Origin of the sequence: Streptomyces sp. 2A115 (assembly GCF_052245575.1) — a bacterium.
Lineage (GTDB): Bacteria > Actinomycetota > Actinomycetes > Streptomycetales > Streptomycetaceae > Streptomyces.
In genome coordinates this window covers 1-26,556 of the sequence record NZ_JBQQCG010000063.1, presented here as the reverse complement: position 1 = coordinate 26,556, position 26,556 = coordinate 1, and the positions used below count along the sequence as shown (strand labels likewise).

Annotated in this window: 22 protein-coding genes and 3 pseudogenes; 15 read left to right on the top strand and 10 right to left on the bottom strand. The window is 68.2% G+C overall.

Features of this window, described 5'->3' with window-relative positions; genetic code table 11:
* Nucleotides 1-293: 293 nt before the first annotated feature.
* The 4 genes from ACTWQR_RS38910 to ACTWQR_RS38895 all read right to left on the bottom strand — a co-directional run bounded on the left by ACTWQR_RS38910 (nucleotide 294) and on the right by ACTWQR_RS38895 (nucleotide 4,001).
* Nucleotides 294-1,130: a helix-turn-helix transcriptional regulator gene (locus ACTWQR_RS38910; protein WP_443231971.1), complete on the bottom strand. Its 837-nt coding sequence runs from the start codon at nucleotides 1,128-1,130 to the stop codon at nucleotides 294-296.
* Nucleotides 1,131-1,262: 132 nt separating this feature from the next.
* Entirely contained in the window at nucleotides 1,263-1,715 is a 453-nt protein-coding gene (locus ACTWQR_RS38905; protein ID WP_443231970.1) for a hypothetical protein, read from the bottom strand.
* 44 nt (nucleotides 1,716-1,759) lie between these two features.
* Nucleotides 1,760-2,884, bottom strand: a complete 1,125-nt coding sequence (locus ACTWQR_RS38900) for an AMP-binding protein (RefSeq protein ID WP_443231969.1) — start codon at nucleotides 2,882-2,884, stop codon at nucleotides 1,760-1,762.
* A 508-nt stretch (nucleotides 2,885-3,392) separates the two neighbouring features.
* A complete protein-coding gene (locus tag ACTWQR_RS38895) occupies nucleotides 3,393-4,001 on the bottom strand; it encodes a TetR/AcrR family transcriptional regulator (protein ID WP_443231968.1) in 609 nt (202 codons plus the stop codon).
* Between the two features lie 104 nt (nucleotides 4,002-4,105).
* Between ACTWQR_RS38895 and ACTWQR_RS38890 the strand changes: the two genes are divergently transcribed.
* The 9 genes from ACTWQR_RS38890 (at nucleotide 4,106) to ACTWQR_RS38850 (ending at nucleotide 13,099) form a co-directional block, all read left to right on the top strand.
* On the top strand, nucleotides 4,106-5,503 hold the full coding sequence (locus ACTWQR_RS38890) for an MFS transporter (protein ID WP_443231967.1): 1,398 nt from the start codon (nucleotides 4,106-4,108) through the stop codon (nucleotides 5,501-5,503).
* Between the two features lie 178 nt (nucleotides 5,504-5,681).
* Nucleotides 5,682-5,879 (top strand): hypothetical protein, encoded by a 198-nt coding sequence (locus ACTWQR_RS38885; protein WP_443231966.1) that lies wholly within the window; start codon nucleotides 5,682-5,684, stop codon nucleotides 5,877-5,879.
* Complete coding sequence (locus ACTWQR_RS38880) at nucleotides 5,854-6,231, top strand: aspartate carbamoyltransferase (RefSeq protein ID WP_443231965.1); 378 nt, start codon at nucleotides 5,854-5,856, stop codon at nucleotides 6,229-6,231. The genes ACTWQR_RS38885 and ACTWQR_RS38880 overlap by 26 nt, the downstream gene beginning before the upstream one ends.
* A gap of 55 nt (nucleotides 6,232-6,286) precedes the next feature.
* A complete protein-coding gene (locus ACTWQR_RS38875; protein ID WP_443231964.1) occupies nucleotides 6,287-6,748 on the top strand; it encodes a GNAT family N-acetyltransferase in 462 nt (153 codons plus the stop codon).
* 158 nt (nucleotides 6,749-6,906) lie between these two features.
* Entirely contained in the window at nucleotides 6,907-7,692 is a 786-nt protein-coding gene (locus ACTWQR_RS38870; protein WP_443231963.1) for a sulfite exporter TauE/SafE family protein, read from the top strand.
* 387 nt (nucleotides 7,693-8,079) lie between these two features.
* A complete protein-coding gene (locus ACTWQR_RS38865) occupies nucleotides 8,080-8,445 on the top strand; it encodes a site-specific integrase (RefSeq protein WP_443232005.1) in 366 nt (121 codons plus the stop codon).
* Nucleotides 8,442-9,308, top strand: a complete 867-nt coding sequence (locus tag ACTWQR_RS38860; RefSeq protein WP_443231962.1) for a tyrosine-type recombinase/integrase — start codon at nucleotides 8,442-8,444, stop codon at nucleotides 9,306-9,308. The genes ACTWQR_RS38865 and ACTWQR_RS38860 overlap by 4 nt, the downstream gene beginning before the upstream one ends.
* Nucleotides 9,305-11,779: a tyrosine-type recombinase/integrase gene (locus tag ACTWQR_RS38855; RefSeq protein WP_443231961.1), complete on the top strand. Its 2,475-nt coding sequence runs from the start codon at nucleotides 9,305-9,307 to the stop codon at nucleotides 11,777-11,779. The genes ACTWQR_RS38860 and ACTWQR_RS38855 overlap by 4 nt, the downstream gene beginning before the upstream one ends.
* Nucleotides 11,780-12,838: 1,059 nt before the next feature.
* On the top strand, nucleotides 12,839-13,099 hold the full coding sequence (locus ACTWQR_RS38850) for a hypothetical protein (RefSeq protein ID WP_443231960.1): 261 nt from the start codon (nucleotides 12,839-12,841) through the stop codon (nucleotides 13,097-13,099).
* Nucleotides 13,100-13,857: 758 nt separating this feature from the next.
* On the opposite strand, the gene ACTWQR_RS38845 is transcribed toward ACTWQR_RS38850, so the two are convergent.
* Nucleotides 13,858-14,289, bottom strand: coding sequence for a tyrosine-type recombinase/integrase (locus ACTWQR_RS38845; RefSeq protein WP_443231959.1), 432 nt, complete (start codon nucleotides 14,287-14,289; stop codon nucleotides 13,858-13,860).
* A 104-nt stretch (nucleotides 14,290-14,393) separates the two neighbouring features.
* On the opposite strand from ACTWQR_RS38845, the gene ACTWQR_RS38840 reads away from it, so the two are divergent.
* The 4 genes and pseudogenes from ACTWQR_RS38840 to ACTWQR_RS38825 all read left to right on the top strand — a co-directional run.
* Complete coding sequence (locus tag ACTWQR_RS38840) at nucleotides 14,394-14,549, top strand: hypothetical protein (RefSeq protein ID WP_443231958.1); 156 nt, start codon at nucleotides 14,394-14,396, stop codon at nucleotides 14,547-14,549.
* 223 nt (nucleotides 14,550-14,772) lie between these two features.
* Nucleotides 14,773-15,276 (top strand): hypothetical protein, encoded by a 504-nt coding sequence (locus tag ACTWQR_RS38835; RefSeq protein WP_443231957.1) that lies wholly within the window; start codon nucleotides 14,773-14,775, stop codon nucleotides 15,274-15,276.
* Between the two features lie 5 nt (nucleotides 15,277-15,281).
* The gene (locus tag ACTWQR_RS38830) at nucleotides 15,282-16,817 is read left to right on the top strand and encodes an ISKra4 family transposase (RefSeq protein WP_443232004.1); all 1,536 of its coding nucleotides are present in this window, start codon (nucleotides 15,282-15,284) and stop codon (nucleotides 16,815-16,817) included.
* 339 nt (nucleotides 16,818-17,156) lie between these two features.
* Nucleotides 17,157-17,462: pseudogene (locus tag ACTWQR_RS38825) on the top strand (Tn3 family transposase); the annotation flags it as partial.
* A 99-nt stretch (nucleotides 17,463-17,561) separates the two neighbouring features.
* Here ACTWQR_RS38825 and ACTWQR_RS38820 read toward each other — a convergent pair.
* Together ACTWQR_RS38820 and ACTWQR_RS38815 are read right to left on the bottom strand one after the other, a co-directional pair.
* On the bottom strand, nucleotides 17,562-18,149 hold the full coding sequence (locus ACTWQR_RS38820; protein WP_443231956.1) for a DinB family protein: 588 nt from the start codon (nucleotides 18,147-18,149) through the stop codon (nucleotides 17,562-17,564).
* A gap of 183 nt (nucleotides 18,150-18,332) precedes the next feature.
* Nucleotides 18,333-19,649, bottom strand: a complete 1,317-nt coding sequence (locus ACTWQR_RS38815; RefSeq protein WP_443231955.1) for an MFS transporter — start codon at nucleotides 19,647-19,649, stop codon at nucleotides 18,333-18,335.
* A gap of 89 nt (nucleotides 19,650-19,738) precedes the next feature.
* Between ACTWQR_RS38815 and ACTWQR_RS38810 the strand changes: the two genes are divergently transcribed.
* Nucleotides 19,739-20,719, top strand: a complete 981-nt coding sequence (locus ACTWQR_RS38810) for a winged helix-turn-helix domain-containing protein (RefSeq protein ID WP_443231954.1) — start codon at nucleotides 19,739-19,741, stop codon at nucleotides 20,717-20,719.
* Nucleotides 20,720-20,753: 34 nt separating this feature from the next.
* On the opposite strand, the pseudogene ACTWQR_RS38805 reads toward ACTWQR_RS38810, so the two are convergent.
* A pseudogene (locus tag ACTWQR_RS38805) lies at nucleotides 20,754-21,080 on the bottom strand (IS5/IS1182 family transposase); the annotation flags it as partial.
* Between the two features lie 94 nt (nucleotides 21,081-21,174).
* Nucleotides 21,175-21,666 (bottom strand): hypothetical protein, encoded by a 492-nt coding sequence (locus ACTWQR_RS38800; RefSeq protein WP_443231953.1) that lies wholly within the window; start codon nucleotides 21,664-21,666, stop codon nucleotides 21,175-21,177.
* Between the two features lie 600 nt (nucleotides 21,667-22,266).
* Here ACTWQR_RS38800 and ACTWQR_RS38795 point away from each other — a divergent pair.
* A complete protein-coding gene (locus ACTWQR_RS38795; RefSeq protein WP_443231952.1) occupies nucleotides 22,267-25,794 on the top strand; it encodes a SpoIIE family protein phosphatase in 3,528 nt (1,175 codons plus the stop codon).
* A 136-nt stretch (nucleotides 25,795-25,930) separates the two neighbouring features.
* Here ACTWQR_RS38795 and ACTWQR_RS38790 read toward each other — a convergent pair.
* Nucleotides 25,931-26,361, bottom strand: a pseudogene (locus tag ACTWQR_RS38790) (transposase family protein); the annotation flags it as partial.
* Nucleotides 26,362-26,556 lie beyond the last annotated feature (195 nt).

Sequence of the window (26,556 nt, the reverse complement as noted above, 5' to 3'; positions counted from 1 at the left end):
CGGTGCAGCTAGCGCAGGGAGATCTGGTGGGCTGCGGCGATCGTGGTGACCGGCAAGGTCTGCTCGTCGTCGAGATGGTGCGCCAGCACGGCCGTGGCCAGATCGACTGCGGGGGCCGGCATATATGGCCGTAGAGCGCAGGGCAAAAGCCGTTCAGGCCGTACCGTTCCAGGGTGCCCTTGTCCGGCCCTTCCCGTGCCGAGCCTTGCCCGGTCCCCGGTCCCCGGTCCCCGGTCCCCTCCCGGTCCCCGGTCCCCTCCCGGTCCCCGGTCCCTGGTCCCCGGTCCAGGACGTCAGGGGGTGAGCTGTTGGTGTCCGATGACGGAGAGCAGTTCGAGTTTGCTGTGGCTCTCTGTTCCGGGGCGGGTGGTCAGCACCACGAGGGTCTGGGCGCGGTTCTCGGTGTACAGGAGCTGGGCGTCGAGGTCGATGCGGCCGAGTTCGGGATGGAGGATGGTCTTGCAGTTGCCGTAGCGGGCGACCTCCTGAAGTTCCCACATGCGGACGAACTCGGGGCTGTGTTCCTGGAGTTCGGCGAGAATCCGGGCGGCTCGGGGGGTGTCGCTGCCGGCTGTCAGCGCGGCCCGCAGGCGCGCTGCCTGGGCGCGACCGTGGCTTTCATGGACCTCCTCGGGATACACCAGACGTTCGGCCGGGTCCATGAACCAGCGGTAGTAGCCGCTGCGGGCCAGACCGGTGTGGCAGGTCTGGTCGCCGAGCAGCGCGATGGCCAAGGGGTTCATCGCGAGGGTGTCGAGCAGGTCGGTCGTTACCAGGGCCGGGGAGTCGTTCAGGCGGTCCAGGACCCGCAGCAGCGTCGGGCTGACATGTTCGGAGCGCTGGAAGCGGGCCGGGGCGTTGTGGCCGATGAGGACGAAGAGATGGTCTCGTTCGTCCAGGGTCAGCCGCAGCGCCCGGGCGAGAGATGTGGTGATCTGGACGGAGGGCTGCGGAGCACGCTGCTGTTCCAGCCGGGCGTAGTAGTCGGTCGACATGCCGGCGAGTTGCGCGACCTCCTCGCGGCGCAGCCCCTGCGTACGCCTGCGCGGCCCCTCGGCCAGCCCGACGTCGCGGGGGCGCAGCATTTCACGCTGGTGGCGCAGGAATTCCGCGAGTTCCTTCTTGTCCATGCCCTCATCCTCGCCGCATTCCGCCCTACTATCCAGAGACCGCCGATCCATGGCTGAGCCCTCCTCTCCCACCCCCGCGAAGCCGCTCGTACGGCCGACGCCGAGGGCGCGCGCAGCGAGACGACCCGAGGGTCACCCGACCTGCATGACCCGCTGGGGAATGCGCCGGCTGTCCGCGGTGCGCCGCAGGCTGCCGGTATGGAAGACGGCCTGCGGCGATGGTCCCACGTCGAGGACGCCCTCGACGTGGGAGGCGCGCCTGCGCGATGTGGCGGATTCGTGCCCCACAAGCCCAAGCGCGGCGACCTCGACGCCTACCCGTGGCAGGCCGCGATCGACGCCCTCGCTACTGCGCGAGACCTCCCGATCGGGTTCCAGTGCGGGAAGCGCGAGGTCGTCTGCGCCGTCCAGCAGATCCTCTGCGACGGAGCTACTGGCCTGCAGGGCCTGCCACCAGTCGCCGGCGGTGTGGGCCAGCAGCAGCTTGAACGGGCTGGTCCCGTTGTGCCGGGCAGCAGCATCCAGCAGCGCGGCCACCTGCCCGGGGCAGGTCTCCGCGTAGTCGACCACCACCAGTACCGGCACCGCGGCGCCCGCCAGGACTCGACTGGTGCAGCAGCGCCGGCGGCCTACACGGCTGTGGCCGGCCTTTCGTTGTCTGCTCGCAATCTGCGTCGCAGGATTTTGCCGGAGGCTGACTTCGGGATGGCGTCGAGGAAGGTGACCGCCCGAATCTTCTTGTATGGCGCCACACGTTCGTTCACCAGGCTGACGACGTCGTCGGCCGTGAGGTCCGACTCAGGCGCGCGGACTATGTACGCGTGCGGAGCCTCGTCGCCGTCCCCGAGAGGATCGCCCACCACTGCCGCGTCGGCAATGTCCGGGTGCTCCAGCAACAAGCCCTCGAGCTCGGCGGGGGCGACTTGATAGCCTTTGTACTTGATGAGTTCCTTGAGGCGGTCGACGATCGTGACTGCGCCGGCGGCGTCCACCACAGCCATGTCGCCCGTGTGGAGATAACCGTCGCCGTCTACGGTGCCGGCCGTGGCGTGAGGGTTGTCGAGGTAGCCGACCATGATGTTCGGCCCCTGGCACCAGAGCTCGCCAGGCTCGCTGGTACCGTCCTCCGGCTGCGGGATCTCGTTACCGGTGGAAGGGTCGATGAGCTTGCACATCATGCCCGGCACGGTGAGCCCTACCGACTGGGCCGGGAGCGAGGCGTCGTGCAGGGGTGCGGCGTGGCTGACGGGACTCATCTCGGTCATGCCGTACGCCTGTCGGACTGCGCAGCCCAGTCGATCCTGCACTGTGCGAGCCAACGACGCGTCGAGCGGTGCGGCTCCCGAGAGAACGAGCTGCACGGACCCTGTGTCGTGGTCTCCCACGAGCGGCGACTTGCCCAGGGCCACCATGACGGGCGGAGCGACGGGAAGGTGCGTGACCGCGTGGACCTCGATGGCCCTCAGAAACTCGGTCAGGTCGAACGAGCGCATCGTGACAATCGTCGCCCGGCGTCGTAGCGACAGATTGACGACCACGGTCATCCCGTAGATGTGCGCGAACGGCAGGACGCCGACGACCACCGAGTCGCGACCGATTCCGAGGAGCGCGTCGAGCTGGCAGACGTTGGCCACCATGTTCCGGAGCACGAGAGCGCCTACTACGCCCTGCGTCACACCATCCTGAACGGGCGAGTCCTGCGCTCCCGCGATCCGGTCGGCGTCGAGCCGTAGGCGACCGCCCTTCACGACCACACTCTTTGTTGCAGCCGTCGCCCGGGATCAGTCCCGTGCGGCGGCTGTTTCGCGTGGAGCTGCGAAGCGCGCCCCGGACACGGCGCCCTGTACCGCGACCTTGGGCCCGTCAATGGCAGGTCAGTGTGGTGATGTCAGTTGGGGGAGTGGTCAGGGCCGGTGGTCGATCCGGTTGCAACCGGATGCTGCCAGACCGGCATGTACGGGGCATGAGAACACTGCACTCCATGCGCGCCCTCCGAGAGCAGCGAGAGCGTCGCACGCAGCGTCGGGTCGACCCGGAGGGCCTGACCGAGCTGGATCAGCGTCGGGCGCGCGCTCGACGGAAGGAACGCGCTCGGCTACGGACCGTGACTGTGCTGATGGTGGCAGGAGCAGTCGTCCGGTGCCATCTCATTCGGCCTGGTCACGTCTCTGAACTGGTGCCGAGGATCCAGCCCTTGGCACAGTTGACCAGGCGTGCAGCGTTGTCTTCGCTGCGCTGCATCCCTCTTGAAGGCCGTCGGTGTCAGGTTCCGCCGCCGGGTTCCGGCACTGGCTTGCCCGGTGGTGTGAAGGCGGCGAGCACCGTGGCGGTGATGTGGTGGGCGGCGCGGTCGGAGGTGAGGCGGCCGGCGCGGATCTCCTCTGCGGCGCTGTGCATGATCGTGTGCAGGGTATTGACCAGCCACGCGATCGGCAGGTCTGTGCGGAAAGCGCCCTCGGCGCGGCCTCGGGCGACCAGTGTCTCGACCCGGGCGGCGGGTCCGCTGTGCAGTTCGCGGATGCGTCCCGCGGAGAGTTCCTTCTGGGCTGCGACGAGCAGCGACCGCGCCTGATCCACCAGATGCCAGCCGGCCTCGATGTACCACGCGAGGGCGAGCAGCGGATCGCCGGTCAGGTCGACCGCGTCCAGTGCCTCGTTGCCCCGGTCGATGACGCGGCTCATCGCCGCGTCGACGACCTCCGCCCGGGAGGTGAAGTGCGCATACAGCGTCACCCGGCCCACACCCGCGGCGCGCGCGATCTCGCTCATGCTCGCCTCCGGGTTGCGTCCGAGACATTCGGCCGCTGCCTGCTCGATCGCCTCGATGCTCCGCAGGGCGTCGGCGCGCTTGGTGGTGTTCTTACTGCCCATGCGCACACAGTACCCCGATAAGGCGAACAACTCTGTTCGCTTTATACCCCCAGGGCGTATAACGTGAACACGCCTGTACGACTTCGCGATGAGGGGTGAGCGTCATGAGCGACACGGAAACCACCACCACACACGCACCGGATGCGCCGCATCCGCTGCGCTGGCCGGTCCTGGGCCTGCTGGGGCTGGCGCAGTTGATGCTGATCCTCGACATCACCGTGGTCGCGATCGCACTGCCCCACATGGGTGCCGAACTGGACCTGAGCCGCGCCGCTTTGACCTGGGTGGTCAGCGGCTACGCCCTCACCTTCGGCAGTCTGATGCTGCTCGGCGGCCGGGCGGCGGACCTGTTCGGCGCCAAGCGAGTCGTCCTGGCCGGGCTCGCCGTGTTCACCGCGGCGTCGCTGGCCGCCGGATTCGCCACCGGTGCCCCGCTGCTGCTCGGGGCCCGGATTGCCCAGGGAGCGGGCGCCGCGATGCTCTCTCCCGCCGCTCTGTCCGTGGTGGTGCGGCTGTTCGACGGCGACGAGCGCAACCGCGCGCTGGGCATCTGGTCGGCGCTCGGCGGCGGGGGCGCCGCCCTCGGTGTACTGATGGGCGGGCTGATCACGGCAGGTCCGGGCTGGGCCTGGGTCTTCTTCGTCAACGTCCCCGTCGGCCTGGTTGTTCTCGTCTTGCTGGCCCGGATACTGCCGCGCCTGCCCCGTGTGGCGACCGGCTCCCTCGACGTGCCCGGCGCCGTCCTGGTCGCCGTGGCGACCGGCGCTCTCATCTACGCCCTGATCCGGGCCGGCGACCACGGCTGGCTCGACGCCGTCACCGTCGTCCTGGTCGCCGCCTCGGCAGTCGCTTACGCCGCCTTCGCCGCGTGGCAGCGCCGGGCGACGGCACCGCTGGTGGACCTGCGTCTGCTCGGCCGACGCCCGGTGGTGGCGGGCACCTTTGTGATCGCCGTCACCACGGCGCTGATGGTGGGGGCCTTCTTCCTTGGTTCCTTCTACCTCCAGAACCATCAGGGCCACGGTGCCCTGATGACCGGCGTCCTGTTCCTGCCGGTGGCGCTGCTGACGATGGCCGCCGCGACCGCCGCCGGACGGGTGATCGGCACTTTGGGAGCACGGTTGCTGGCTGCGGTCGCCCTGGCCGTCGCGGCTGCCGGATTCCTCGTGCCGGTGCTCTGGTCCGGAACCGCCGCCATGGTCACCGGCGTGAGCATCGCCGCGGCGGGACTCGGTGCCCTGTTCGTTGTCGCCTCGGCCACCGCGCTCAGCAGTGTCGCCCCCCACGAGGCCGGTGTGGCCTCCGGAATCGTCAGCACCTTCCACGAGTTCGGCGCCTCGGTCGGCGCCGCGGCCGTCTCCAGCGCCGCAGCCGCGAGCATCGCTACCCACACCGGCGACCAGGCCGCCTCCGGCTTCGACGACGCGTTCCTCGTAGCCACGGGCGTGGCCGCGCTCTCCGCCGTCATCACCCTGTGGCTGATCCCCTCCAAGAGCGAGTAGAGCCCAAGGCCGCGGGCGTCCAGGCGACAGGTGCGGGCGGTGCCGGCACGCCCACAGCCGCCGTGCACCGCCTTGAGCCGCGGCGCCGCCCACCAGGCACCGGCCACTCCGGTTGAAGTGATCCCACCCAAGAACGGGCGGGCGTACCGCGAGCCCTCGACGTGTACGGAGGCAGTGGATGAACAACCGCAAGCGCCGTCTGCTGATGACCGGCATCGCCGTAGGGGGTGTCGGCGCGGCCCCGGCCGCAGTCCTGCTGACCGGGAGCCCACAGCACGATGGTGACGACCTGCAAGGCGACCGGCAGGAGGCGGTCGCCGAACGCGGTCAGACGGTGATGCCCTTCGACCTTGAGCAGACCACCCACCACTCTTGAGCAGACCACCCACCACTTCAACCCCACTGAGATCGGCGGAGCCCAGGACGTCGTCGCCGACCAGTCCGACAACACCAAACAGATCGGCCTCATACGCTCCCACCTCCAGCAGGAGGCCAAGGCGTTCAGCCAGGGAGACTTCGGCGACCCCGCCCAGATCCACGGCGACAGCATGCCGGGCCTGAAGGGACTACAAGAGGGCTACGAACGCGTCGAGGTGTGCCACCGGGAACGACCCGACGGCGCCACCCCCACCTACGCCACTGACGAGCCGGCGCTGGTCGACGCCCTGCACGACTGGTTCGAAGCACAGCTCAGCGACCACGGTGACCACGCCGAATCCGGCTACTGACCATCGAGCCGAGCACCGGAGCACGCCCATCACCGCGCACATCACACGATCGGAAGTGGAAAACTTGAGTGATCCTTACGAGTTGAGCGTGGGCGTGCCCTCCGTCGAGGTCTTCCGCCGCTTGCGCACCGACGCCGGCCTCTCGGACAAGGCCCCCGAGGCGGTTGCGCTCGCCCTACCCAACACCTGGCACGGGGTTCTCCTCCAGTACGAGGGGGAGCCCATCGGCATGGGGCGCGTCATCGGGGACGGCGGTACCGCGTTCCAGATCGTCGACATGTGCGTACACCCCGCACACCAGGGGCGCGGCCTCGGCAGGCGCATCATGGCCGCGCTCACCGGGGAACTGGAGCGCCGGGCGCCCGCCACCGCCTACGTCTCGCTGATCGCGGACGGCCCCGCCCGCTTCCTCTACGAGAAGTTCGGCTTCGCCGACACCGTCGCGCACGCATCGATCGGCATGTACCGCGTGATGGGCGGGGGGCCTGGGGCCGGCGGACCGCGGGCTGAACCGTAGCCGGCTGCCGCGGCCGCCTAGTCGAACGACGACGCGGACGCGTGCGGCTGCGGGCGGGCGCGGCTGCGCCTGCTGTTCATGAACATCTCGTTGCAGACCGCCTTCAGCACCGTCCGGGGCACTGATACTGGCCAGGCAATCGATCAGCAGGGGCAACGGTGGACTGGACATGGGTGGGTGGGCTGGCCGCCGGCCTGCTGATCGCAACCGTGACCGCCCCGGTCGGTGTGTCCGGAGCAGTGTTCCTCCTCCCCATCCAGCTGAGCGTCTTCGGCGTGCCCAATCCCGCGGTCACCCCGACCAACCTGCTGTACAACGTCGTCGCCGGACCAGGAGCCCTGTGGCGCTACCGCCGCGACGGGGCCCTGCGCGGCGACCTCGCCCGGCGCCTGGTTCTGGGCACCCTGCCCGGCGTCGTCCTCGGCGCCGCCATCCGCGTCTTCGCCCTCCCCGGCCCGAGCGTCTTCCGGCTCCTGATCGCCGCCCTGCTGCTGCCGCTCGGCCTGTGGCTGTGCCTGCGCGCCCTCACCCCGGCTCGTCACCGGCCGCCGTCCGCAGGCGAGTTGAGCCCACGCACACTCACCGGCCTCGCCCTGGCGGTCGGAGTGGTCGGCGGCATCTACGGCATCGGCGGCGGCTCCCTCCTCGGACCGATCCTCGCCGGACGCGGCCTGCCTCTCGCACGCGTCGCCCCGGCGGCACTCGCCGTCACCTTCGCCACCTCCCTCGTCGGCGCTGTCGCCTACGCGCTGCTCTCCCTCGTCAGCTCCGGAGACGTCGCCCCCAACTGGTGGCTCGGACTCGCCTGCGGCACCGGCGGACTGATCGGGGGCTACCTCGGCGCCCGCCTCCAACCCCGTCTACCCGAACAAGCCCTACGGCTCCTGCTCGGCGCACTCGCCGCAGCCCTCGGCACCCTGTACACCGCCCAGACCCTGAACTGATTCCGGTCCAGGGGTCGGCCCACCCGCCATCTCCGAACTTGCGCCGCAAGCGGGGCTCTTCCTCGCGGGGCCCGGCTTCTTCCGCCGAGTAGGCGGGCCGAGGTTCACCGGTCCGCCGAGGGCTGCGGCGTCGATCTGGCTGATCTTGGACTGAGCGCCGGGGCCAGGCTGACGCGGAGCCCTTCGATCTCGCCGAGCCAGCCCTCCCTTTCAGCTTCGGCGATGTGGTCAACGAGGTTGTCCCGGATCTCCACCAGCTGAGTGCGCTGGGCGGGATCGGGTCGCAGGAGCGAGGAGCAGTGGACGCCCCGTTGACTGAACGAACAGTGAGGATTGGGCAGTTCAGGGGGCAGATGCTGCCTGCGGTCGCTACGGTCACCGGTCGTGATGGACGATGTCCCCGAGCGGGATCCGGCAACGTTGGTGGTTCCTCGGTGGGGCCGCCTGGTGGAGACCGGCGATCGGTACGAGCCGTATCGGCTCGTCGATCCAAACGGTGTGAATGTGGAAGCGGCCGCCGTCTACTTCCAGGAGTTGTTGGCGGCCGGGAAAGCCCCGTCGACGGTCCGCTCTTACGGAATGGACCTACTTCGGTGGTGGAGGTTCCTGCAGGCAGTGGGCATTTCTTGGGACCGAGCGACCCGGGCAGAGGCCAGGGACTTCAGTCGCTGGATCCAGTTAACGGTCAAACCGAGGCGAGCGAAGACCTCGGCTCGGCGGGCGGTACAGGCGTCCAACGCTCCTAACCCGTGACGGGGAAGCCGACAGCCGGCACCGGCTACGCGCCGACCACCGTCGTACACAGCGAGACGGTGTTGCGACGCTTCTACGACGTCCATCGCGACGCGGGCTCCGGCCCGCTGCTCAACCCGTTCCCGTTGGATCTGTCGCGGCGCTCCGGCCGACCGCACGCGCACCACAATCCAATGGACGGCTGGAAGCCGGAGCGGGTAGGTCGCTACCGGCCCAGCATCCCGCGCTCGATCCCCGACGAATGGTTCAACACGCTGTTCGCTGCGCTGCCCTCCCACCGCGACCGGGCGCTGGTCGCCTTCTGGATCTCCACCGGAGTCCGTGCCTCGGAGCTGATCGGCGTCCACCAGCACGACATCGATCCTGGCCAGCAGTTGATCAGCGTGGTGCGCAAGGGCACGCGGGCCGTGCAACAAGTGCCAGCGTCGGCAGACGCGTTCGTGTGGTTGCGCCTCTATCAGCAGGAGCTACAAGGTCACGTGCCACGCGGTCGTACCCAGCCGGTGTGGTGGACACGACGACGCCCGATACGCCCGCTGACCTATCACGGCGCCCACCGGATGTTCGAGCGGGTCAACGCCTCGCTCGGCGCCGACTGGACCCTTCACGATCTGCGGCACAGTGCGGCCGCCCGCATGGTGCGCGACCCGAAGCTGACGTTGGCCGACGTGCAATGGGTGCTCGGACATGCGCATTTGTCCTCCACGGAGCTATATCTGACGCCGCACAAGGACGAGGTCGTGGCCGAGGTACTGGCCCATCACGCGCGTCAGGCCCGTGAGCGCAGCCAGCCGGTGCCGCCGCCTCCGGCGCCTGGCTACGACCCGGCGTCGCTGGACGTCTTGTTTGGGCGGTCCTTGTGAGTGCCGTCGCCAAGCACGTCACCCGCAAGTCGTTGGAGGTCTCGAACGCGACGGCAGAGCAGGCCCAGGCGAGGAACAGCCAGTTGCGGACCCGTTTTCCGGCTCGGCTGGCTGAACCCTGGTGGTCGCACACGGCGCGGCCGCTGGAGGAGACGCTGCGGTGGCTGACGGCCCCACCGTTTCTCCCGGCGGTCAATGGCACCCGAGCCGGTCGTCGACGTGGGGTGATCAAACTGCTGCGCTGGCTATCGAGTCTGCCCGGAGAGACTTGGCAGCAGCGGTGGGCAGCCAGCGGCGCGGAGGATCTCCCTGGAGCCGCCTGGGTGGATCTTCCGTTGCGGTGGCTACACGAGTCCGGGACCTCGCCGTCCTATGACCGCGACGACTTGTCGTCGGGGTTGCTCATGCTGATCTGCGGAGACGTGATCCGTCCCGGTCTGCGGTGGATGCTCACCCGCACGCATCGATATCTCGCCTCTGTCATGGCCGAGGTCCGCGACCCCGACGGGTTCGGGCGCCTGCGCAAGTTGGCTGCGACCGGGCCGGCGAGCTCGCGCAAGGACGCTCAGATCGCTGCGACACGCATCGCGACCCTGCTGGCCTGCAAGGGAGGACAGGTCCGAGACATCACGGTCGGCGATTGCGCGGAACTCGTCGATGCCCAGCGCCGGGTGCATGCCCGCGGCGGGCAGAAGAAGGTCGACTTCTACCTGCGGTTGAAGGCTCTGGGGATCTTCCCCGAGGATGCCCCCGCCACGATCCGGGCATTCGGGCTTGCCCTTGGGCAGTTGAGCATTGAGGAGCTGGTGGACCGCTACCGGATCCAGTGCCGGCCGGTCCGCGATCTGATCGTCGAATACCTGCGGGAGCGGCAGCCTTCGCTGGACTTTGCCAGCCTGGACGCGATCTCTCGAACTCTCGCGGGCCTGTTCTGGGCCCGGATCGAAGCCCTGGCGCCGGGGACCGACTCGCTGCGGCTGCCGCTGGCGGTGGCCCGTGCCTGGAAGGAGGACTTGAAGGTCAAGAAGCGCACGGTCACCGGTCCCGACGGGAAGAGTGTCGAGATCTCCAGCCCGCGGCTCAATGCCAAGGACGAGCTCATGCGAGTCCGGGCGTTCTACCTGGACATCGCACAGTGGGCAGCCGAGGAACCGGCCCGCTGGGGACCATGGGCCGTGCCCTGTCCAATCCGCGATGACGAGATCCACAAGGCGAAGGAACGCAAGCGACGTAAGGCCCGGATGGACCAGCGCACACGAGAGCGATTGCCCGTCCTGCCCGTGCTCGTTAGCACCACCGATCGTCGACGACGCGCGGCCGGCTGCTTGCTCCAGACGGCGAAGAACACTGAGCCTGGGGCCTTGATCCCCGGCACTGACGGGGCACTGCGGAGGGCCATCGCCCCCAAGGCTGCGGGGCACCTCACCTGGGCGGAAGCGACGTCCTGCGGGCAGCGGCGGAACCTGTCCTATGACGAAGAGGAGGCGTTTTGGGCATTCGCCGCGATCGAGGTCCTACGCCTGACCGGCATCCGCAACGAGGAACTCCTGGAGCTGACGCACCAGAGCGTCACCCAGTACCGGCTCCCGTCCACTGGCGAAGTCGTACCGCTGCTGCAGATCGCCCCGTCCAAGACCGACACCGAACGACTCCTGCTGGTCAGCCCGGAGCTCGCCGACGTCCTCAGCGCCATCATCAGCCGCCTGCGCGGCCCCAACGGGGCGATACCACTGGTGGCCTCCTACGACGTCCGCGAGAAAGTCTGGAACCCGCCGATGCCGCTCCTGTTCCAGCGCGACATCGGCTCGGAGCACCGCGCATTCACGCCGACCGCGATCCGAAAACTGCTCATCAATGCCCTGACCGCCACCGGCCTCACCAACGCCGACGGCGAGGCCCTCACCTTCTCGCCCCATGATTTCCGCAGAATCTTCGTCACCGACGCAATAATGAACGGCCTGCCGCCGCATATCGCCCAAGTGATCTGTGGGCATAAGAACATTGACACGACGATGGGATACAAAGCGGTCTACCCCGCCGAGACAATAGAGGCCCACCGTGCGTTCATCACCCGCCGTCGGGCCTCTCGCCCCAGCGAAGAGTATCGAACCCCGACAGAAGAGGAGTGGGGCACTTTCCTCGCCCACTTCGAGAAACGAAAGGTCTCCATCGGCACCTGCGCACGCGCCTTCGCAACCCCGTGCGCCCATGAGCACGCTTGTGTCAGATGCTCACTCCTGAGACCAGACCCAGACCAGCGAGCACGGCTCGTTGACATCCGCAACAACCTGCGCGACCGAATCGCCGAAGCCGAACGAGAAGGCTGGCTCGGCGAGATCGAAGGCCTCAAAGTCAGCCTCGCGGGAGCCGAAACAAAACTCGCCCAACTCGACGCACAAACTACACAAGGCCAGCAGACAGTCGATCTAGGAATGCCCTCATTCGACGAGATCGCTATACGAACCATCTGATTACTCCGTCAGAGCATCAACGAGAGCTGGCATCACAAGGCGCTCTGCGCCGCGGCCGACAGAGATCAAAACGAGGGAGCAGGTCCATAAGAAATGCCACGGGCGGTCAGTCGATCGATAATTTCGATCCACTTAGTGCTGATTGCCAGGAGATCTCGCATCTCGTATTCAGAATGAATGCTGCGCTCTCTCAAAGCTCCATAGGAATCCGGAAGGAGCCGTATATCGTTTCGCCTGAATGCCTTTACGGTCAACTTGCATTCCAGCACAGAATTCCCGTAGTCGTCAATAATTAAAGGAGGAGATCCTAATCCGAGTACCCAGGAAACATCTCCCGTGAAGTGCAGCATCAGGTTATTATCCGAGAGGCGGGGAGATAGTGAATCGCGAATCACATTCCACTGAGCCTCCATGGCATCAACTTGGAGTTCTTGTCCAAGCACTAGCCTCCTGGAGGATTGACAGAACTCTTCCCATATCCCTAATTCTATTCGCCTTCTTTCCGTTTCCCTGATTTGCCCTGCGGATCTGCGGGCCAGCGCTGTCTCGCTTTGGGCTCGATAGGAGGCAATCATTGCAGTCAAACTATCGCGAGCGGGACGCAACCCGGACACTGCCTCATTGAATCGTCGGAGATCTCGTTCCGCTTGCCTTGCAGCCGCACGTCTATCCGCTAGCTCCGCGTGGGATTCGCTGATCCGACTGAGCACGACTAAAGCGAAGGGCACAGCGAACATCAATCCCGTGAAACTGCTCGCCAGGTTCGTCAAAAAGCTCCGACTTTCCCACCAGCCACGACTGTCACCCGCGACACCTAAGCCGACTAGTGCACAGCCGAGCGCAGGCATGATCTTACAGAGAGACCTCGTTAGTGGTGGTATCTCACGCCACGCGTTGCGCACTCGCCGCAATATGATCCCCCCGAATCGTCAATGAATTAGGTAATAATAGCGTTTTTACGGAGATAAAGCCTCCTCCAGGGAGGGTATTTTTCAGCAACCTTCGTTTAGGGCGCAACCTTCTTACCGGTAGTTCAGAGAAGCCTGCATCCGCTGCCCGATGCTCCGCCCGGACCCGCGCGAGCGGCGGCGTCTCGTCGAGATCAAGGACAACCTCGTCGACCGCATCGCCGAGGCCGAACGAGAAGGCTGGCTCGGCGACGTCAAGGGCCATGGGACCACCCTTGAGGGGGCCAAGGACAAGCTCGCTCAGATGGACGCGCAAACAGCAAGATCAAAACAGTCGATCTACCTAGGAATGCCGTCGTTCGGGGACATCGCCGCTCGAAGTACGGCCGCGGACACCGAAACGGGGTCCTGATCAGCTTGTCAGGACCCCGCACGGCATTGGCCGCAGGCCTCGTCAGTCTTCGATAGCGGCGCCATCTCGCTGCTGATCAGGAATAACAGTCCTGACCAAAGCAGTGCAGGAAGCTGTGATCACACCAACCGCTGATGCTTGCTCCGGCGATACTGCGTTCAGCAACACCAGGGCACACAGCACCCCTGAAACCATCGCGATGCCGCCAACAAGCAGCAACCGACGACGGCGAAAGGCGTGGGCTAGACCGGGACGGAGTGGGCGTCGTTCGCTGTCCGCCCTAGCATGGTCCATGAAGACGGCTCCCTTCGCGGAGATCGGATTCACCACCACCGGCGGCCTCCTGTGACAGCAGGAGGCCGCCGCCTTGTCAGGCGGCGGCCCGCGGTCGCCGGTTGAACCATGCTGGACCCGAGGGCTCTGACCAGGCAACTCTCAGGATTTTCGCGCGCCTCACCTTACGTCAAATGGGCGGGCGCCATGCTCGGACTCGTGGAAAAACCACATCCTGCCTGGAAGCGGCCATCAGCCCGCTCTCCTTCAGTAAGTCGTTCTACTCGGGCGGATGACCGGAAGAAACAGCACATTAATTACATTCGCGGCGCCGTGCGCGACATGAGAGCTACTAAAACCCGCAAGGCCTGATCGATGCGGAGTAGATCGAATTCTTCCGCTTGTGACGCTGTGACCTGGTACTTCGGCGCCGCTCGGCTCGCCAGCAGTGGGGTGTGACATGTCTCACGTTTGAACTGGAGGGGCTATTGGGCCTTGCCTCTTAGTTCAGAGAAGCAGGCGTGCTCGTGGATGCAGGCGGTGCCGTAGGCATGGGCACAGGTACCGACGGAGAGCTTGCGGCGTTCGAAGTGCCCGAGGAAGTCCTTCCACTCAGCGTCGGTGGGGGTGCGGTACTCCTCGGCCGGGCGCAGGGTGCGGCGGCGGGTGATGAAGGCGCGGTGGGCTTCGATGGTCTCGGTGGGGTAGATGGCGTTGTAGCCCATGGTGGTGTTGATGTTGGCGTGACCGGCGATGGCCTGGGATATGTGAGGCGGCAGGCCGGATCGGATGGCGTCGGTGATGAACATGCGGCGGAAGTCGTGCGGGGTGAAAGCCAGCGGTTGGCCGACAGAGTCGGTGAGACCGATGAAGGCCAGGACCTCGCTCAGCGTTCGGCGGATGAGTTCGCCGCTCATGCGCGATTTCTCACCGCCGCGGTGGTACTGGAACAGCAGCCGTGCCGGCGGGTTCCAGGTGCGTTCCGCGTAGTCGTAGGCGGCGAGGAGCGGAATCGGCCGTCGTGGGGGTCGCGGACGCGACGGATGATCGTGGACAGGACGTCGGCCAGTTCGGGGCTGGCGAGCAGGACTCGTTCCTGGTCCGTCTTGGACGGAGCGATCTGCAGCAGGGGGACGATCTCGCCGGTGGTGGGCAGCCGGTCTGGATCATCGCGTGATGGCTGACCTCCAGCATCTCCTCGATGCGGGCACCGGTGTGGCGCAGGAACTCGACCGCGGCCCAGGCCCAGAACGTCCGTGGCTCAGTCAGGTTGAAGTGGAGAAGGTTGGGTGTAGATCTTCTGAGGGTGCCTCGTTGGGGTGATTAGCAGGGGTTCGGGGTGTGGCTGGTTGTGCTGGCTTTTACCGTCGCTGGGGTCGAGCGCGCCGTGAGGCGTGCGGGTGCTGAGCGAGGGTGGGTGTGGTGTGCCGTCGTTGATGGAAGCGTTGGAGGCCAGGCGGGCTGAGGTGCTGGGCCAGGCCGAGCGGCTTCGTGAGCAGATCGCTGGTCTGTCCGAGGAGTTGTCGCGGGCAGAGGAACGGCTGGCGCGGTTGCAGATCGCGCGCGAGACGGTGGAGGAGGTGCTGGCCGCGCCGTCTTCGCCGGTGCCGGACACGGACGCCGCGGGTGGGGGTGCCGGCGAAGTTGCTGTGGCGCTGGTGAAGGCCGAGGCGGAGCTGGACGTGACGGTGATGTCGCAGGAGTACCGGGAGATCATCGCCTTGTTCGCGACCTCGGGGGCGGCGATGCGCTGCAAAGAGGTCTGCCGGCACCTGGGTCTGGGGATTGAGCCGCGCCATGTCGAGGGGATGCGTTCGAAGCTGAAGAGGCTGGTGGAGCGCGGGATCCTGGCCGAACCTTCGTCCGGGCTGTTCAAGGTCGACGGCAGGAAGCAGGGGTGGTGAGCGGGGTGGGGCCGGCCCGGGATGCGCTCGCGGAGTGTGAGGACGCCTTCGCTGCCTCGGCGGGTCTGTTCGCCGCGGCGTGTGCGGAGCTGACGGCTCCTCAGGCGGCGGTGATGACGCATGCGCAGTTGGAGGATCTGCTGGGGGCGCGGATGCGCGAGGTCACCCGGCAGTTGTTCCAGGACCATCTGACCCTGCGGGCCAGGGAGGAGGTGCGTCGGCAGGAGGTCGTGGACGCCACCGGTGTCGAGCGCTCGAGGATCGAGCGGGGCCGGCGCCGGAGGCTGGCCACGGTGTTCGGCAAGGTCACCGTGGTCCGGATCGCCTACCGCGGCACCAGGGTGGCGGACCTGCACCCGGCCGACGCGGTGCTGAACCTTCCGGACGGAATGCACTCGCACGGGCTGGCCAGGCTCGCCGCGATCGAGTCCGCCCGCGGCAGCTTCGCCGACGCCTGCGAGCGGATCAACGCCCACACCGGCTCCGGCATCGGGCACCGGCAGGTCCAGGAACTCGCTGTCGGCGCCGCGGCGGACATCGACGCGTTCTACGACGCCCTGGTACCCGCCCCCTGCACCGACACCACGCCACTGATCTTGTCGGTGGACGGCAAGGGCGTGGTGATAAGGCCCGAAGCCCTGTGCGAGGACACCGCGAAGGCCGCGGCCGCCAAGGGCGGCAACGCGATGAAGACCCGGCTGGCGTCCGGGGAGAAACACGGCAGGAAACGGATGGCCACCCTGGGAGCCGTCTACGATGCCGAACCCGCGCCGCGCACAGCCGACGACATCATCGCCGACCCCGACCGGCAAGACGCCGACCACGGCGCGGCGCCCGAGCGCCGCCAGGGGCCGAAGGCCCGGTCGAAGTGGTTGTGCGGCTCGGTGAACGACACCGCCGCGCAGGTGGTGGCCGCCGTGTTCGATCAGGCGGAGCACCGCGACCCCGGCCACCGCCGTTGCTGGGTCGTCCTGGTCGACGGGGCCCGCCATCAGATCGACCTCATCAAGGCCGAAGCACTACAGCGCGGCGTGGACATCCACATCATCGTCGACCTCATCCACGTGCTCGAATATCTGTGGCGAGCAGCATGGTGCCTGCACGACAGCGGCGATGCCTCCGCCGAGACCTGGGTCGCCCGTCACGCCCGCGTCCTGCTGGGCGGCGGCGTGCAGCAGACCGCCGCCGCACTCGAGGCAGCCGCCCGCACCGCCGGACTGCGCGACGCCCAGCGCAAGGGCATCGACGAGGCCGTGAACTACCTGACCGGCAAGGCCGAGCATCTGCGTTACGACACCGCTCTGGAACGCGGCTGGCCGATCGCCACCGGGATCATCGAGGGAGCATGCCGACACCTGGTCAAAGACCGCCTGGACATCACCGGCGCCCGCTGGGGCCTGTCCGGAGCCGAAGCCGTACTCAAGCTGCGTGCCGTCCGCGCCAACGGCGACTTCGACGCCTACTGGACCTGGCACCAGCAGCAGGAATTCATCCGCAACCACCAGACGCGCTACCGCGACCAGGTCATACCCACCGCCTGATCAACAGCACCCTCATTGGATCTACACCCGAGAAGGTTCCCGCCGGAGTCCCGGGCGGCCACGCGGTGACCGTTCACGGTGCGGACGAGTTGGCTCGCTCAACCTGCAAGCGCCATGCCAGTCTCCGGGGCTTCGGCCTCGCGGCGTACCGCTAACTTTTCAGGGTGCACCGAAGATCAACCGCGGCGTAACGGTCACCCAACCCATCCGATCTCACGTACCTCGATGGCTCTCGCATGCGGCATGTGCTGGATTCAGCTTCTCTGTGCCAAGTCAAGTCAGGCGAATCCTGAAGGCGGAGGCCGAGCAGACGTGGGGAGCGTGATGCTGCCGTAGACCCGCGGCACCATCCATCAGGCGTACCGGGACGGCATGGAGGACCAGCTCGGCTCGCTCGGCCTGGTCCTCAACGCCATGGTGTCCTGGACGACCCGATACATCGACGTCGCCGTCGCTCAGCTCCAGGCCGAGGGCCACGAGATCCGCGAGGAGGACATCACTCGGCTCTCCCCGCTCAAGCACCGCAACCTGAACCTGCTTGGCCGCTGCAGCTTCACCGCCTCGACCCCGGCCGCCGGTGCCCTGCGCCCGCTGAACGACGCGGACGCGCTCGAGCTGGACGAGGACGACGAAGGGGTGGACTGAACGCCCACATCGCGTGACGCGGGCATATCGGGTGGCCGGGTGCTCGGAAATCGCAAGTGCCGGTGGGGGAGCTGATGTCAGGCTGCCCGGTATGTCCGACTAAGCCTTGATTGATGCGGCCGACCTGGCGGCCTGCTCGATCTTCGCGCGGTAGGCGGCACGGGCTTCCTCGTCGATCTGCTTCTCGTTTTCGGCGCGCACCCCGGTCCGGCCGTCGAGGCCCTCGCGCAGGATATCGGCGTGCCCGGCATGCCGGATGGACTCGCCGAGGACATGGACCATGATGGCGAACAGGTTCGTGTTGGGATGAGGCTCCGGCCACCACGGCACGTGGCCGGGGGCGTCGAGGGGAAGCTCGTTGATCGTCGCGTCCGAGTGTTCCCACGTGCGCCGGTAGAACCCGATGATCTGATCGCGGGTCTCGTCCTCGGTCGCCCACAGATCGCTGCCGTTGGAGTGGTCCTGCCACCGGGGCAGCGGTTCCGGGGAAGGGCGGTCGAAGACCTCGCCGAAGTACCTGGCCTCGACGTTGGCCACGTGTTTGACCAGGCCGAGGAGGTTGGTCCCGGTCGCTGTCAAAGGTCGGCGGGCGTCGTATTCGGACAAGCCGTCGAGTTTCCAGAGCAGCGCCTCGCGGTCCCGCCGCAGTCTCCCGTGCAGGTTGTCCTTCGCGAATTTATCGATCATGCGGCATTAGCCTTCCATGGGCTGTTCGTGGTCTCAAGATCCCGTACGTGGTCCGCAACGGCTGGCAGAGCCGAGGCTCAGGACTCCTTACACAATGAGCTACCGGGAATGACTGTCTGTCAGAGAGGCGTGGGGGTGGGGGTGGGGTGCGTGACGGCTCGCGGCCGACCCGACCTGCGACGGTTACTGCGCAGGAGAGCTACACGCATGCTGTTCGGTGCCGTTCTCTGATCCCGTTGAGTAGTTCGGGACGGGGACCGGGGAGGTGGGCGGGTGCCAGGTGAGAATCCAGACGGCGGTAAGCGCCGCCGCGCCGCCTGCCAGGGCGATGGCGCCGCCTGTTCCGATGCCTGCGGCCACCGAGCCGAAGCAGACCGGCCCGACGCCCTGCAGAGTCATGCTGCCGGAGCCGAGCAGACCGAAGGCCTGGCCCTGGCCATTCTGTGGCAGGGCGTCCAGGAACGGCCGTTGCAGGCCGAGACCGTAGGCGAATCCGAAGCCGCAGAGCAGCAGCAGACAGGACGAGACGCCCACTCCGGGCTCGGCAGCGAAGCCGACCAGCGGCAGTCCCATCAGCGCAATCAACGGGACTACCAGTCGCTCCCGGGTGGGTGGCCGTAGGAGTCGACCCACCAGCAGGTCACCGACAAGCATGCCGACCGGCAGACAGCCCATCAGCACCGCGTACCAGCCGGGCGCGAAGTGGCGTCCTCCCGCGTAGGCGACGATCAGGCCTTCCGCGCCCGCTACGAACGCGGGCGGTAGCCACTGGGCCAGCATCAGTCGTCGCACCGTGTGTCCGCGCAGCAGCAGGCCGGCACCGTGCAGGCTTGCCCGGACGGCCCCGCCATCGCCCCGAGCGCTGCCGGGTGTGCCGCCGAACTCTCCCGGCTCCAGCCGGGGTAGCCGCATGCGGATAGCGAGCGCGCAGCCGAGGTAGAGCGCGGCGCTTACCGCGAGCGCCCGGTGCGGGCCGAGTAACGCGACGACCGCACCTCCCAGCGCCAGACCGAATAATTGCGCGCCAGAGGCAGCGATGTTGTTCAGTGAACGGCCCAGCACATAGGCGTCGCCCTCCAGCCACTGCGCGACCAGCCGACTCGACGCGCCGCCGAACACCGGTGTGGCGAGGGCGACCAGCGCCACGACACCGAGGCTTGCCGCGATCGGCATCCGCACCAGGGCGAGCAGCAGGGCGGCGGCGCACTCCAAGGCGTAGCCGCCGACGATGAGCGCGCGGGGCGGCAGTTGGTCGGCCAGTGAGCCCAGCAGCAGCGAGCCGAACAACTGCGGGAGAAAGCCGATGCCGAAGGCCAGTGCGCTCAACAGCGCGGAACCGGTGGCCGCGAAGACCAGAACCGAGAACGTGGTGATCCGCAGCGAGCCCGCAGTGATCGCGACGGTGCGGGTCGAGAAGAGCAGCCGGAATCGCGGCTCGGCCAGCACCTCCCGGTAGGTGGCACGGTGGTTGCCCTGCGCGGGTTCGGCGGTTGGGGTCATGACGCCCAGCCTCGCCGTGCGCCCACGCCACTCACCAATGATTCGTCGCTGGACGAATCGGAAGAGAGGTCCCGCGGTAGCCTGGCCGGGTGCTGCGCTTCGAAGTCTCCGTCGAGGACCTGCTGCGCAGCCGCTTCGCACTGTCGCCCTCGCTGGACCTCTGCTTGCTGCTGCGCTCGCTCGCCGGCCAGGACCGGCCGCTGCCGCGAGCCTGGGCCACCCGGCTCCTGCCGGCCTTTGAACGGCTTCGCCGCGAGACCGAACTGAACGCCGTCCTCGCCCTGCACGCCCCGCAAGGTGGACCGAACTTCGTCGCCCCACCCCCGCGCGGCCTCAACCAGACCTGGGCAGACGACCTGGCCATGATCCGGGCCACCCCGCTGGAAGAGGCCCGCCACGAATTCGCCACCACCGCGACCGGCCCGTCCGCCCGTGATCCCCGCGTACGCGCAGTGCTGGACTCGACGGACGCCGTCCCCAGGATCGCCGAGGCGATGGACCAGGCGTGGCACGAGCTGCTCGCCACGGACTGGCCGCAACTGCGCGCGATCTGTGAGCGCGATGTCGTGCACCGGGTGGGTGTGATCGGCGAACACGGATGGGCCACGGCCATCGAGAGCCTGCACCCGAGCATCGCCTGGCAAGCCGGCGGCATCGAGATCGGCCACTTCCCCCAAGTCGGAACAGTCCGCCTCGCCGGCGACGGCCTCCTGCTGATCCCTTCGGTCTTCGTCGGGAATATCGCCGCCCACCTGGAAGACCCCTGGCCCAGGACCTTGATCTATCGTGTCCGCGGCACCGCCGCCCTGTGGGGCGAACAGGAGACCGTCCCCCAACCGGACGCGCTGACCGCTCTGGTCGGCCGGGCCCGAGCCCGGCTGCTGTTGGCGCTGGACGCCCCGGCCAGTACCAGCCACCTCGCCCGAAGTCTCGCCATGGCACCCGGCGCGGTAGGAGACCACCTCGCCATCCTGCGAGGCGCGGGGCTGCTCGTCCGCGCCCGGTCCGGACGGTCGGTGCTCTACCGGCGCACCCCGCTCGGTGAGGCACTGGTCGCCGGTTCGGGCTGAGGGCTCAGGTCCGCACTGGTTTTTTGAGGCGCCGTCAGCAGATGATTGGGCAGCCGAGGGTGAGGAAGGCCTGGTGGATGTCGGCGCGGATTTCCCGGCGGATACGCAGTGGGCGGAACCAGCGCAGAAGTGCGAAGGCCGCTTCGACGACCCAGCGGTTCTTGCCCAGGCCGCTTCCGTGCTCGGTGCCGCGCTGGGCGATGAGCGGGCGGATGCCCAGCTCACGGACCTGGCGGCGGTAGACGTTGTGGTCGTAACCGCGGTCGGCGTAGCGGACGTCGGGGCGCTGACGGGGTCGTCCGCGCTTGCCGCGGATGGGCGGTACGGCGTGGATCAGGGGCAGGCGCTGTCCCACTGAGTCTGACACTTGGGTGTCTGTTGTGGCGTGCACCGTCGTCGACGGACGGCCCGTTGCTGTGATCGGCACCAACTGCAGGGTGTACATGAGGGATTGGTCACCGGCCGTCAGAGCCTGTGGGGGAGTAGGCCGACCGAGTCACAGCGTCGCATGCGCAGTCGTTGACGACCGGCCCATTGCCGTCACCGCCGACGGTTGTACGACCACGGCTTGTACTTCTCGCGGTCGGCCTTGGGCAGGCCCTCGTCCTGTTTGTAGTCCGCGGCCGACATCGCATCCAGGCGCGGTCGTCCTTCTCCGGCACGATGTGCAGCCGGAGTGGGCAACCGGCGTCGCGCTGGGTGTGCGTGTGCGCGAAGACCACGAGCGCGTCGCCGTCGGTGGTCTTGAGTGCGTAGCTGTTCGGGAACTCGGTATGGGCGGAGGAGAATTCGGTGGTGCCGCCGCTGCCGAACCTGTGGATCTTGTCGTCGTGGACCTTGATCTGCCGCGTGGACGTCTTCGATGTGGCGTAGACCTTCTTGCCGCTCATGGTGCCGCCGGTGGCGAAGTTGCCCGGTACCCACATCGTCTGGGACTGGAACGGCACCCTTAAGGACGATCTCGACCGCGCCGTCGTCAGAGGTCTTTGCTTCCACGGGGTCGGGTCACGCCAGGTTGGGGTGGCTTCGTCGGTGAGCGGCTGGGCAGGACGACGAACTCCGTGGCGTCATCGATGCGTTTGCGAGCCCGGTTGACGAGGTGGCCGGCGTATCCGCCGTCGTCCCACACCATGGTGATCCTGCGATGGGGTGAGCGGAGCCGGGTAAGCAGCAGTATCCCGGCGTCGCGGTCCCACACTCTCGCGGCGGTGACCAGCGCCCCAGCAGCAAGCCCAGCCAGTCCACGGCCACGTGTCCTTTGCGGCCCGCCTTCTTCGCGCGGTCCCGGCTTTGTCCGTCGGCGTCGACGGTGTGGGTCGCCCGCAGGGACTGTGAGTCGACGATCATCGCCGTCGACGTGTGGCTGCAGGCGTACACTGCTGGGCAAATAGCCTTTTAATTGTCTTAAAGTTGCAATTCGGGCAGAAGAGCGGTCGGAACCGTTGGATCCGGCGTTCGATCTGTCCGGGAGGTCCGCAGCGAGTGGCCGTCGGCAGTCTTGTGAGGGCGCCGGCGGATCACACAGGCGCCAGGAGGAAGATTTTTTGATGACCCGGCCCGATGACCCGCGCACCGCGGCGGCCCGGGTGTTCGCCGAGGGCGGCGCGTTCGGCGAGCTTCTGGCAGGGATCGACTGGGCGGGGACGCCGCTCGGGCCCCCCGTCTCCTGGCCGGGGCCCCTGGTGGACACCCTGCGCCTCATGCTCACCTCTGAGCATGCGATGGCTCTGTACTGGGGGGCTGAATTCACCACGCTGTACAACCTGGGCTCCACACCCATTGTCGGCGCCAAACACCCCTGGGCGCTCGGCAGGCCCTATAAGGAAGTGTTCCCCGAAGTCTGGGTCCACCCCGTGAGCTCCCACTTCCACTATGTGACCGGCACCCGCAAGCCCCTGCTGGTCCCGAATGAGCTGCTCATCATGGAGCGCCACGGCTTTTTGGAGCAGTGCTACTTCGACTCCGCCTTCCAGCCCGTGCTGCTGGACGACGGCACCGTCGGCGGCGTGCTGCAGATCCTCACCGAGACCACCGGCCGGGTACTGGGCGAGCGCCGACTGCGCCTGCTGAGCGAGACCGGCACGCGCACGGCCGGGCTGCCCACCCCGGGCGACGTCGCCCGCGTGGTCGCCGAGGTGGCGGGCTCCTACCCCGAGGAGATCCCGTTTCTGGGCCTGTACCTGGCCTCCGAGCACGGGATGCAGCGGCCGGCGGCCTCCGCCGGGCTCCCGTCGGGGCCCGAGACCGTCTCGCTGAGTGCGGCCGACGGGTCGGAAGTGGCGGCCCTGCTGGCTCAGGTGGTCGCCGACGGTGCCTCGGCCACGCTGTCGGCCGCCGCGTTCACCGGCGGCAGCACGGCCGGGCAGCACGCCGCGGCCACCCAAATCCCGGTCGAGCAGGCGCTGGCCCTTCCGCTGCACTGCGCGGGCCAGGTGGAGGGCGTCCTGGTAGTGGGCGTCAACCCCTGCTTCCCCCCGGCTGGGACCTACCACGACTTCCTTGAGGTGCTCGCCTCCGCCGTCGCCGGGGCACTGTCGGCCGCGCTCGCGCACGAGTCGGCCGCGCTCGCGCACGAAGAGCAGCGCCGGCGGGCGGAGGCGCTGGCCGAGCTGGACCGGGCCAAGACCACCTTCTTCGCCAACGTCAGCCACGAGTTCCGCACCCCGCTCACCCTGCTCCTGGGCCCGCTCCAGCAGGCTCTGGCCGACGAGGACCGCCCCGAACGGCGCGAGCAGCTGGAGCTTGCCGAGCGCGGCGCCCTGCGCCTGCTGAAGCAGGTCAACACCCTCCTGGACGTCGCCAGGGCCGAGGCAGGGAAGATGCGCCCGGCGCTCGAGCCGGTCGACCTCGCCAGTGCCACGGCCGAGCTGGCCGGGGTGTTCCGCTCCGCCTTCGAGGCGGCTGACCTGACGCTGGAGGTGGACTGCCCGCCGCTGCCCAGGCCGGTGCCCCTGGACCGGGAGATGTGGGAGAAGATCATCCTCAACCTGCTCAGCAACGCCCTGAAGTTCACCTTCACCGGCGGCGCCCGGGTGCGGGTGCAGGTGGCCGCGGCAGGCGACCGGGCCCGGCTGACCGTGACCGACACCGGTACCGGCATCCCCGCGGACGAGCTGCCGCGCCTGTTCGAGCGCTTCCACCGGGTCCGCGGCGCCCACTCCCGCTCCCACGAGGGCAGCGGCCTCGGCCTGGTGCTGGTAAGGGACCTGGTGGAAGCACACGGCGGCACCGTCGGCGTGGACAGCCGGCTCGGCCAGGGCACCACCGTCACCGTGGACCTCCCCTTCGCCGCCGCCCACCGGCCCCGCTTGGCCCCGCCCGCCGTCGGCGCCGGGGAAACCCCCAGGGAAAGCGGGCTCGGCCCACCCGGCCGCGCCGCAGCCTATGTGGACGAGGCGCTGGGCTGGCTGGCAGCCGACCCCGTCCCCGCCGCGGCCACCTCCGCGGTGCGCACCCCGCACGCCCCCGCGACCCACGATGCCCCCCACGGCCCTGGCCCGCACGAAGCCGACCGCCCCCACCGGGCCCGCCTGCTGGTCGTCGACGACAACGCTGACATGCGCGCCTACCTCACCCAGCTCCTGCAGCCCGACTACGACGTGTTGCTCGCCGCCGACGGCCGGGCCGCCGTGGAGACGGCCCTGGCGCAGCCGGTGGAGCTGGTGCTCAGCGACGTGATGATGCCCCGCATGGACGGCTTCGAGCTGGTCCGGGCGCTGCGCGCCGACCCCCGCACCGCCCGCCTGCCCATCGTCTTGCTCACCGCCCGCGCCGGCGAGGAGGAATCCGTGCAGGGCCGGCACGCCGGCGCCGACGACTACCTGGCCAAACCCTTCTCCGCGCGCCAGCTGCTGGCGCGCGTCCGCACCGGGTTGGAACTGTCCCGGGCGCGCGAACAGGTCCTGACCGATGCCCGCAACCAGCTGGCCGTACTGGCCTCCCTGGCCGACGCGGGCCTGCGGTTGTCGGCCACCCTCGACCCGGACCAGATCCTGCAGACTGCCGGTCAGCTACTGCTGCCCGACTTCGCCGACCAGATCAGCATCCACCTCACCGCCGCGACACCCGCCCCGGCCCAGTCGCCCCCCGCATACATCGTCGGCGCCCCCCTTCTTGCCCGCGACGCCCTGGCCGCCGCCGCCACCCACGCGATCAACGGCACCGCCCCAGCCCCAGCCGGCCCGCACCCGGCGCCCGCCGCCGTGCTGGCCCTGCCGCTGCACGCCCACGACCGGACGCTGGGGGCCCTGGTGCTGGCCCGGCACACCGGCGGCTACTCCGCGGTCGAACACAAGTATCTGGAGAACGTCGCCCACCGCCTGGCCCTGGCCTACGACAACGCCACCCGGTACCACAACGAGCGCCGCCTCGCCCTGACCCTGCAGCGCGCCCTGCTGCCCCACTGCCTCCCCCAGGTACCCGGCGTGCGCCTGGCCACCCACTACCGGGCCAGCAACCGCGGCGCCGAGGTCGGTGGCGACTGGTACGACGTGCTCGCCCTGCCCGACGGCGCCGTGGGACTGGCCATCGGCGACGTCATGGGCCACGACGTGGAAGCCGCCACCCTGATGGGCCAACTCCGCTCCGGCCTGCACAGCCTCGCACTGGAGGGCGCCGGCCCGGCCCAAGTGCTGACAAGGCTGGACGCCTACCTGCAGTCGCTCTCCACCGACCGCTTCGCCACCTGCCTCTACGCGGTCTACGACCCCCACCATCACCACCTGCGCTACGCCGCCAGCGGGCACCTGCCGCCCCTGCTGATAGCCGCCGACACCGCCTACCTGGAGCTGCCCCCGGCGCTGCCGCTGGGACTGGGCAGCACCCCAGTCGACCGCAAGGTGGCGTTCCCGCCCGGCACCAGCCTGCTGCTATACACCGACGGTTTGGTGGAGAACCGGGCGCTGTCCCTGGACGACGGCCTGGCGGCCCTTCGCCAGACCTGCGGCGCGCTGCCCGCCGCCGCCCGCCCCGACCCCCAGCAGATCACCCAACGGGCCCTGGAACTGCTGAACACCCCCGACCGGGTCGACGACGACGCCGCCCTGCTCGCCGCGACCGCCGAACCATCATGTTGAACCGGCGAGCCGCAGGCTGACGGAAGTGCCATACAACCGAGCGCTATTGCTCAATAGTCATTGCTGAGGAAGCTGCGGATTTGCTAATTCACTGTGACCGAACTGCCTTCATCGCTAACGGAGTCGCGGATCCCAGTCGCGTGTGGCAGTCCTCGATCACGCCGTGAGCACGGGCGGCGGTCAGGTCGTGAGTGCGTCGGGCAGGGCCCGCGAAAACCCCAGGGGTGTGCCGTCGGGTGCGGCGACGACCTGCACGTTCCTGCCGTGCTTCTTGTGCTTCGGGGAGTAGTACGGCTCGTCCGCCGCGATCCGGCCGGTGGGGATCAGAGTGCCGTCCAGGATCACGAAGTCGTCCTCGCCGCGGCCGGTCAGGGCCTCGCGCAGTGCGGGTGCCCAGCCAGCGAGGCCGTCGACCGTCTCGTCCACGTACCGCCAGGCCGTCGCTCCTGAAACGCCGAACCCTGCGTTGAGCTGAGCGAGCGTCTCGTTCTTGCGCAGGTAGGCAAGGGCGAGCTGGGCCTGACGGAAGCAGCTCAACTTGAGGCAGCGAGTGCGGCGTTCACACCTTCGGGGTTAGCTTCGGGCTTTCACGGGGTGGATTGTCCGAGGCTTGGCCATAAACGCGAGAAGTGCTTCTGACCTGACCCTATGAGGGCCGGGGCCCCATTCGGGCGGGCCCGGAGGACCATCGGTTGCGGATGGTTCGGACTCGAGGAGGAGGCCCGGGATGCAGGCTTGTGTCGGGATTGATGTGCACCGCCG